At 68.9% G+C, this 6,914-nt stretch carries 8 protein-coding genes; 7 read left to right on the top strand and 1 reads right to left on the bottom strand.

Annotated features, from left to right (window positions below; all coding sequences use genetic code 11):
* Window positions 1–395: 2-oxoacid:acceptor oxidoreductase family protein (locus ACWCRB_RS48335; protein ID WP_451002149.1), on the bottom strand; the 395-nt coding region annotated here is incomplete at its 3' end.
* Window positions 396–786: 391 nt separating this feature from the next.
* Between ACWCRB_RS48335 and ACWCRB_RS48330 the strand changes: the two genes are divergently transcribed.
* The 7 genes from ACWCRB_RS48330 to ACWCRB_RS48300 form a co-directional block, all read left to right on the top strand.
* Window positions 787–1,251 (top strand): hypothetical protein, encoded by a 465-nt coding sequence (locus tag ACWCRB_RS48330; protein ID WP_451002148.1) that lies wholly within the window; start codon window positions 787–789, stop codon window positions 1,249–1,251.
* A gap of 44 nt (window positions 1,252–1,295) precedes the next feature.
* The gene (locus tag ACWCRB_RS48325; RefSeq protein WP_451002147.1) at window positions 1,296–1,982 is read left to right on the top strand and encodes a 3-oxoacyl-[acyl-carrier-protein] synthase III C-terminal domain-containing protein; all 687 of its coding nucleotides are present in this window, start codon (window positions 1,296–1,298) and stop codon (window positions 1,980–1,982) included.
* Window positions 1,979–2,869 carry a 3-hydroxybutyryl-CoA dehydrogenase gene (locus ACWCRB_RS48320; RefSeq protein WP_451002146.1) on the top strand — a complete coding sequence of 297 codons (891 nt, stop codon included), beginning with the start codon at window positions 1,979–1,981 and terminating at the stop codon, window positions 2,867–2,869. The genes ACWCRB_RS48325 and ACWCRB_RS48320 overlap by 4 nt, the downstream gene beginning before the upstream one ends.
* Before the next feature lie 119 nt (window positions 2,870–2,988).
* Complete coding sequence (locus ACWCRB_RS48315) at window positions 2,989–4,884, top strand: beta-ketoacyl reductase (RefSeq protein WP_451002145.1); 1,896 nt, start codon at window positions 2,989–2,991, stop codon at window positions 4,882–4,884.
* Complete coding sequence (locus ACWCRB_RS48310) at window positions 4,884–6,431, top strand: acyl-CoA carboxylase subunit beta (RefSeq protein WP_451002144.1); 1,548 nt, start codon at window positions 4,884–4,886, stop codon at window positions 6,429–6,431. The genes ACWCRB_RS48315 and ACWCRB_RS48310 overlap by 1 nt, the downstream gene beginning before the upstream one ends.
* 10 nt (window positions 6,432–6,441) lie before the next feature.
* On the top strand, window positions 6,442–6,648 hold the full coding sequence (locus tag ACWCRB_RS48305) for an acyl-CoA carboxylase epsilon subunit (RefSeq protein WP_451002143.1): 207 nt from the start codon (window positions 6,442–6,444) through the stop codon (window positions 6,646–6,648).
* Between the two features lie 55 nt (window positions 6,649–6,703).
* On the top strand, window positions 6,704–6,914 hold a 211-nt coding region (locus ACWCRB_RS48300), incomplete at its 3' end, for a biotin carboxylase N-terminal domain-containing protein (RefSeq protein WP_451002142.1).

Genomic DNA, 6,914 nt, shown 5'->3' with positions numbered 1-6,914 from the left:
CCGTCGAGCGAGCCGTCCTCCAGCGGGGAGACCGGATACCCGACCTTCTGCATGGCCCGCTTGGTGAACTCGTCCGTATTGACGATGATCTCGGCACCCCGCGGCACATCCGCGATGTTCGCCTTCAGCGCGGCCGGATTCATCGCCACCAGCACGTTCGGCGCGTCACCGGGCGTGAGGATGTCGTGGTCGGCGAAATGCAGCTGGAACGACGAGACCCCGGGCAACGTGCCGGCAGGCGCCCGGATCTCGGCCGGGAAGTTCGGCAGCGTCGACAGATCATTGCCGAACGAGGCCGTCTCCGAGGTGAACCGGTCACCGGTGAGCTGCATACCGTCACCGGAGTCACCCGCGAACCGGATAATCACCCGATCGAGTCGTGTGACCGTGGTCATGGAGTCCGCTCCCGTTCCGTCAGCGTCAGCTCGGAGTGTGTAGTGCCGCGCGCTCCGGTAGACGGTACGGAAGCCGATCACCTGCCCCAACCCTTGTTCCGGACCACCGGCCCCCTACTTGTCCGCAGGCTCGGTCTGGGGGTTGTGCGCCGTACCGGCAGGGTCCCGCCTAGGGGGCAGTTGTCCCGCCTAGGGGGAAGTTAAGGGTGGGGGCCAGAGAGACGGATACGTACCGTGGTCCATACCCGGGTTGATTCGATAACTCCCGGTGTGGTGAAGGCGAGTTGATTCACCGCTTCAGGATTTTCTGGCCACGCAGCAGGCGTACTGCTTCTTGGTGGACACCTGTGCTGCACGCCGTCGACTGCCTCTTTGATCAGGAGGGGAAACCATGGGCTCTGTGGCTGATGCCTTGCTCGATGGGGCCGACCCGGGCGAGTTGGACCGGCATGAGCTGCCCGACGAATATCTGGCTGCGCATCTGCGTGCGTCGGACGCCGGATTCTTTGGTGACCTCGTGGACAAGGGCGTCCGCAAGACACTTCATGTCGGATCGGCGCCGATGACGGAGATTGCGCCCGACGAAGCCGTCGTCGCGGTCATGACCGGCTCGATCATCTACGACACGGTGTGGTCCGCCACGTTCGGTGCGGTGCCCACCTTCGAGTTCCTGAATCGCTATGGCCGGCCAGGCGGTTACGCGGCCCGCCACGCTGTGCCCCATCAGGTTCTGGGGTCAGTTGCGCCGAGGTCGATGAGCAGGAGCCGGCATCGCACGCCGATGCGGTGCTCGGCGGCAGGCAGCTCATATGGGGTTGCGAGACGAACTTCGGCGGGCCGGCCCACGGCGTGGTGAGTACCGAGCACAGGGCCGAGGTACCGCGTCGGCTGGGCTGTGGCGTGATCACCAACCGCAGAGAGATCGGCATGGCGGCGGACGCCGAGCCGACTTGGGGTCGGGCGATGTTCGGGATTTCCCTCTTCGTGGTGCGCAGGGGCGAGACGGTCGTCACGTGCGGCTCCAGCACCGGATACGACCACCATGACGACAACCGATATCTGGGGATGACCCTGAAGCGCATCGTCGGAAGCCACGCGGCAAACCTTCAGGGACAGGCTGAACGCAACCGGCTTTTCCGGCTCGCCCGCTGCGGAACACCGAAGGCAACGCGGCCGGGGATCCGTCCGCTGTGTTCGAAGGAGTTGTCTGACATGACCGGCCGAATTATCGGGATTCTCTCGACCGGCTCGTATCTGCCCAAGTGTGAAGTCCTCAACGGCGAGGTGGCCGAGCGCGTCGGCATCACTGCGGAGTGGATCGAGCGAAGGACACAGATACAGGCGCGGCGCTACGCCGCCCCGCACGAGGTGACCTCCGGCCTGGCGGTACGCGTCGGAGTGGACCCCGCGCACACCCGTCGCACGCTGAGGAAGCACGGAAACGTGGGAAGCGCCTCGGTGCCCGTCGCTCTCGACGCGGCGAACCGTAGCGGCGCGCTGTCCCCGGGGGACTTGGTGCTGCTCGCCGGATCCGGCGGCGGCACGGCGATCGGAGCATCACTGCTGACCTGGGGGGCCGGCGTATGACCACGTCCATCGACATTCTCACCCCACCCGGGGATATCCACCGAGTGGGGGTGGTCGGTAGCGGCATCATGGGTACGGGCATCGCCGAACTGTGCGCCAAGGCAGGCCTGGACGTCATCGTCGCGGTCTCTTCCGACCACTCCTTGGTTGCCGGACCGCAGCGGCTGGCCCGGTCCCTCGACCGGGGGGTCGACCGGGGGAAGCTCACCCCGCAGGAGCGTGACGACGCCCAGGGCCGCGTGACCTTCACCAGAGATCTCAGCGACCTGGCCGACCGGCAGCTCGTGGTCGAGGCGGTCAAGGAGAGCAAAGAACTCAAGGAGGAGCTCTTCGCCGCCCTGGACAAGATCGTCGAGGCCCCGGACGCGATTCTCGCCTCCAACACGTCCTCCATTCCCATCGTGCGGCTCGCGCGCGCCACCGGGCGCCCGGGCCAGGTGCTCGGCATGCACTTCTTCAACCCCGTGCCGGTTCTGCCACTGGTCGAGCTCATCCCCTCGGTGCTCACCGACGACCGGGTCAGCGCGCGCGCCCTGACGTTCGTGTCGGACGTGCTCGGCAAGAAGCCCATCAGCGCTCCCGACCGTGCGGGCTTCGTGGTGAACGCTCTCCTCTTCCCCTACCTGCTCTCCGCGATCCGCATGGTCGGCTCCGGTCTCGCGACGGCCGAGGTCATCGACGACGGCATGGTCGCGGGGTGTTCGCACCCGATGGGGCCGCTGCGGCTGGCCGACCTGATCGGCCTCGACACCACCGTCTCGATCGCCGAAGCCATGTACGAGGAGTTCAAGGAGCCGCTGTACGCGCCTCCGGCACTGCTGCTCCGCATGGTCGAGGGCGGCCTGCTGGGCAAGAAGTCCGGCCGCGGCTTCTACGAGTACGCCTGACGCTCCGCACAGGCGGCCGGGCGCCTGCCCTGCCGCCCTGGCCGCGACGAGGTATCCGAGCCCGTTCCCGCGCGGCGATGTCCCTGCCCCGCGCGGTAGCCGAAAGGAAGGGCCACACCATGGCCACTGCACCCCTGTCCGGTGCTCCGGAAGTCGGGAAGGGCATCGACGTGTACGCGGCCGGAGCGGACGTGGCACGGGTCCGGATCACCCCGGCAGCGGCTGCTTCCGGCACGGCTGGTGCCTACGCGCTCGCCGCCGATGACGCGGTGCTCCCGGTCGCCGCTGTCGACACCGTGAGCCTGACTCCACTGCCCGAGGAAGAGGTACGCCGCGCGGCCGGGAACCCGGGCGAGGCCTCGCTCTTCCAGGTCGAGTGGACCGATCTGACGCTTCCTGCGGAGGTGGGGCGATCCGGCAGGTGGGCCGTGGCAGGAGACGATGTCTTCGGCCTTGCCGTCGCGGTCACCGGCGCCGATGCCGGAGTGGTGGTCCACTCGGACATGACCGCGCTGGTCGCGGCGGCCGGTTCCGCCGCGCCCGAGGTGATCCTCGTGCCCTGCCCCACGCCGACGGATGGTGTCACGGTCGCCGACGCCGTCCGCACCACCGCCGAAGACATGCTCTACCGGGTGCGGGCCTGGCTGGAGGACGATCGGCTGGCCGGCTCCCGGCTGGTGTTCGTCACCCGCGCAGCTGCCGTCACGGGGCCGGCAGACGGCGGCCCCGACCTGGTCGGGGCCGCGCTGTGGGGCCTGCTGCGGTCCGTGCGCGCGGAGTACCCCGGTCGGATCGGCCTGCTGGACCTGGGCCGCGAACGGGGTTCGCTGCGCCTGCTGGTCGCTGCGCTCGCTTCGGGTGAGGCCGAACTCGCCCTGCGCAACGGGTCTGTACTGGTCCCCCGGCTGCACCGGTCCCCGCCCGCCGCCGGCACGGCCCCTCTGTGGGAGTCCGGCGGGACGGTGCTGATCACCGGCGGCACCGGCGGGCCCGGCTCCTCGGTGGCTCGCCGCCTGGCATCCTCGCAGAGGGTTCGCCACCTGCTCCTGGTCAGCCGCAGCGGGGACGAGGCCGAAGGGGCCGCGGCACTTGTCGAGGACCTCAGGACATCGGGCGTGCGCGTGACGGTCGCGGCCTGTGACGTCGCCGACCGGGACGCCCTGGCCGCGCTGCTCCGTGAGATCCCCGACGAGCACCCGCTGACAGCGGTCGTGCACGCTGCCGGTGTCCTCGACGACAGCGGCGTGGCCGCGCCCACCTCGGAACAGATCGAGCAGGTACTGCGCCCCAAGGTGGACGCCGCGCTGCACCTGCACGAGCTGACGAAATGGCACAACCTCTCCGAATTCGTCCTGTTCTCGTCCGTCATCGGCACGCTCGGCAACGCCGGGCAGGCCGCCTACGCGGCGGGCAACGCCTTCCTGGACGGTCTCGCTCATCTGCGGCGGGCCGAAAGCCTGCCTGCTCTCTCGCTCGCCTGGGGACTGTGGGACCACGAAGGCAGCCTGATCCGGGAACCCGGTGACGGCGACCGGGCCCGGCTCGGCCGTCTGGGGCTCGCCCCGCTGGGTGCGGAGGAAGGGCACAGTGCCCTTGGCGCGGCCCGCGCGATGGAGGGGCCCGTACTGGTTCCCGCACGCTTCGACCGGGCCGCCCTGCTTGCCGGGGCGGCGAGGGAGGAACTGCCGGAAGTCCTTCGCAGCCTCGTCACCCCGCCCGGGCGCAGAGCCTCGGCAGCGGACGGCCCACCCGGCTTCCCGCCGCTGACGGTGAGGCCGGTGGGCGGCGGAGCGAACCGGAGCGGCCGGGCGTTCGCCGAGGCGTCGCGCGTGCCGCCCAGCCACGCGCACGAATCTCGGCGCAGCTCCGGATCCCCGCTGCTGCACCCTGACGGCCATGTCGCCGCCGCGGGCGCCTCCCCTGCCGAACTCGCCGATGCGGGAGGCCTGTTGCCCCGTGTGACGGTGTCGTCGGTCCCGCCCAAGACGTCTGGCCGTGGAGGAGCGCAGCAGTGATGACCCGTGAACGACTGACAGAACTGATCGAGCTGAAGACGCGGACCCGTCAGGGGCCCGGCCCGGAAGCGACAGAGCGGCAGCACGCCAAGGGCAAACTGACGGCGCACGAGCGCATCGAACTGCTCCTGGACGAAGGGACCTTCCAGGAGGTCGAGACATTGCGGCGGCACCGGTCGACCGCGTTCGGAATGGACCGGCGCCGCCCGCACTCCGACGGCGTGATCACCGGGTGGGGGAAGGTGCACGGGCGCACCGTCTTCGTCTACGCCCACGACTTCCGCATCTTCGGCGGCGCGCTGGGCGAGGCCCACGCCGCCAAGATCCATAAACTGATGGATCTTGCCGAGTCCGCCGGGGCGCCGCTGGTCTCCCTCAACGACGGTGCCGGCGCCCGGATTCAGGAGGGCGTCACCGCGCTGGCGGGCTACGGCGGGATCTTCCGCCGCAACACCCGCAACTCGGGGGTGATCCCGCAGATCAGCGTGATCCTCGGTCCTTGCGCGGGCGGTGCCGCGTACTCGCCCGCACTCACCGACTTCGTCTTCATGGTCCGTGACACCTCGCAGATGTTCATCACGGGACCCGATGTGGTGCAGGCCGTGACCGGCGAACGGGTGTCGATGAACGAGTTGGGCGGAGCCGACGTCCACGGCGTCACCTCAGGTGTCGTCGGCTTCGTCTACGACGACGAGGAGAGCTGTCTGGAGGAGGTCCGCTACCTGCTGTCGCTGCTGCCGCAGAACAACCGGGAGACGCCGCCGGCCGAGCCCTGCGGAGATCCGGCCTATCGTCCCAACGACGCCTTGCTGGACCTGGTTCCTGCCGACCCGAATCAGGTGTACGACATGCGTGCGCTGATCCAGGAGGTCGTCGACGACGGCGAGTTCTTCGAAGTCCACGAGATGTGGGCGACGAACATCGTCTGCGCGCTCGCGCGTCTGGACGGGCAGGTGGTCGGCATCGTCGCCAACCAGCCGGCCTCGATGGCAGGAGTGCTGGACATCCATGCGTCGGAGAAGGCCGCCCGCTTCGTCTCGACCTGTGACGCCTTCAACATCCCGCTGGTCACGTTGGTCGACGTGCCCGGCTTCCTGCCGGGTGTCGACCAGGAGCACAACGGCATCATCCGGCACGGCGCCAAGCTGCTGTACGCCTACTGCAACGCGACGGTGCCGAGGGTGCAGCTGATCGTGCGCAAGGCCTACGGAGGCGCGTACATCGTCATGGACTCCCGTTCGATCGGCACGGACATCTCACTGGCGTGGCCTACCAACGAGATAGCGGTCATGGGTGCCGAGGGCGCCGCCAACGTGATCTTCCGGCGTGAGATCGCCTCTGCGGAGGACCCCGACAGTGTGCGCAGGCAGAAGATCAAGGAGTACAAGACCGAGCTGATGCACCCCTACTACGCGGCCGAGCGTGGCCTTGTCGACGATGTGATCGACCCGCGCGACACCCGGAAGGTACTGATCGGGGCGCTGGACATGCTTCGCTCGAAGCACTCCGACATCCCGTCCCGCAAACACGGTAACCCCCCGGCGTAAGGAGCCTGTGATGAGCGAACTGAAGGTGGTGCACGGCAAGCCAAGCGACGAGGATCTGGCCGCCGTCGTCGCTGTGCTGCTCGCTGTGGGACAGCCGGAGACAGCGGCTGCGGCCGGCCGGGGCGCGGACGGGACGCCCGGGGCCTCTAGGAGACCCTGCTGGGTCCATGCCCGGCGTTTGCTCCATGTACCGGCCGGCTCATGGCAGCACGTGTGAGGGACTTACGTATCAGCTCGCGGTCTTCGGCCGCCCGACAACTCACGGAAGACTCATGCGCAAGGTGCTCATCGCCAACCGTGGCGAAATCGCTGTCCGCGTTGCCCGGGCCTGCCGGGATGCCGGAATCGCGAGCGTGGCCGTGTACGCCGACCCGGACCGGGACGCGTCGCATGTCCGCGCCGCGGATGAGGCGTTCGCCCTGGGCGGTGACACCCCGGCGACCAGCTATCTCGACATCGCCAAGGTGCTGCAAGCCGCCAAGG

Source organism: Streptomyces sp. NPDC002156 (genome assembly GCF_053593675.1).
The sequence above is the reverse complement of the archived record's forward strand: the minus strand, read 5'-3'. Positions and strand labels throughout refer to the sequence as shown.